This is a genomic window from Synechococcales cyanobacterium T60_A2020_003 (assembly GCA_015272205.1).
Taxonomy (GTDB): Bacteria; Cyanobacteriota; Cyanobacteriia; order RECH01; family RECH01; genus JACYMB01.
In genome coordinates this window covers 1-1745 of record JACYMB010000114.1, presented here as the reverse complement: position 1 = coordinate 1745, position 1745 = coordinate 1, and the positions used below count along the sequence as shown (strand labels likewise).

Sequence of the window (1745 nt, the reverse complement as noted above, 5' to 3'; positions counted from 1 at the left end):
CGGCAAGGAGGTGTTGGTTTTTGAAAGTCACAGCATTCCCGGTGGTGCGGCCCACAGCTTTACCCGCGACGGGTTTCATTTTGATTCGGGGCCATCTTTCTACTGTGGCTTGAGCGACCCGCAGTCGGTCAATCCCTTGCGTCAAGTGCTGGCAATGCTAGGCGAATCGGTGGAGGCGATCGCCTACGACCCTTTAGGACACTACCATTTCCCCGATCACACCCTGCCCATTTACGGTAACCGTCAGCGGTACCAAGCGGCGATCGCCCAGATCACGCCCCAAGGGGCAGCCGAATTTGCCCAGTTAGAACAGCAATTTTTACGCCTCTATCAAGGACTCCGGGAAATTCCCACCATGGCGCTGCGATCGGATTGGCACCTGGCAACGACCCTGCTGACCCGCTATCCCTGGCAACTGCTGAAGCTGCTCCCCCAACTTCCAGTCATTCAAAGCTCAACGGGAACCCTGATGGATCGGTATGTGCGTGACCCGTGGGTGCGTCGGCTGATTGACCTGGAGTGTTTTCTCCTGTCGGGACTGAAGGCTCACGGCACCGTTGCGCCGGAAATGGCCTTTATGTTTGGCGAGCGATCGCACTCGGTGATTGACTATCCCATTGGCGGCAGTGGGGCGATCGTGGATGCTCTCGTTCGAGGCTTAGAGCAATGGGGGGGTGAGTTGCGTCTTCGTAGTCATGTCGATCAAGTTTTGGTGGAACAGGGACGAGCGATCGGAGTCCGCCTGAAAAGTGGAGAGACGGTGCGATCGCCCATCGTGATTTCCAATGCAACGCTGTGGGATACCTACGAAAAACTCCTCTCTCCTACGGATCTCCCTGTCTCATTTCGTCAAAAGATGCTGTCTACGTCAGCGATTGATAGCTTTATGCATCTCCATTTGGGGATTCGAGCCGATGGATTAGAGGGACTCACCGGACACCATGTCGTGGTTCACGATGAGAACAAAGACATCACGGAACCCGGAAATACCTGCATGATTTCAATCCCGACCGTATGGGATAAAAGTCAGGCTCCATCAGGCTATCATGCGGTTCATGTCTACTCGTTGGAACCCTTTGCCCCGTGGCAAACTGAGGGCAACTATGCCGAACGAAAACGACAACGCGCCGAACCGTTGTTTCGCGCCTTGGAGAAAGTGATTCCCGATGGGCGATCGCGCATTGAGGTGGAACTGATCGGAACACCCCTGACCCACGCTCGATTTTTGCGTCGATATCAAGGAACCTATGGGCCTGCGATCGCCGCTGATCAGGGTCTATTTCCCAGTACGTTTACACCGATAAAGGGACTGTATCGCGTTGGAGACAGCACGATTCCCGGCATTGGTGTTCCAGCGGTGGCTGCCTCTGGAATACTCTGTGCCAATACGTTGGGATCGCCTCAGAAAACAGTGGTTTGAGGACAAGATGAGTGAAGGGGAGGAAGAGGGGCTCACTTCCGGCTCACATAGACCCTATTGATCGACGGATGGCGTTATCTGAGTGAACCGCAAAGGTTGATCAATGCCCTCACTGTAAACCAACAGATAGGGGCCATCCAGTTCAATCCGGTTGGCCGTTGAGAGCGCCTGAAAGAACCGAGCTTCCTGATCCATCACGGCGGGAGGACAGGCCATGCGGGTAGAGCCGATCGCCCCAACACTGATGCTTTCCTCATCTGTGGTCAATCCACCAAAGTAGCGGTTACAGCCCCAACTGCCCACGATGCGATCGCTCGATTCAAAG

At 54.9% G+C, this 1745-nt stretch carries 2 protein-coding genes; one reads left to right on the top strand and one right to left on the bottom strand.

Translation table 11 applies throughout. From position 1 onward, the window contains the following. A partial coding sequence (locus IGR76_05935; GenBank protein ID MBF2078058.1) for an FAD-dependent oxidoreductase occupies positions 1-1420 on the top strand: 1420 nt, incomplete at its 5' end. 54 nt (positions 1421-1474) lie between these two features. Here the strand turns inward: IGR76_05935 and IGR76_05930 are convergent. Beyond that, positions 1475-1745: META domain-containing protein (locus tag IGR76_05930; GenBank protein MBF2078057.1), on the bottom strand; the 271-nt coding region annotated here is incomplete at its 5' end.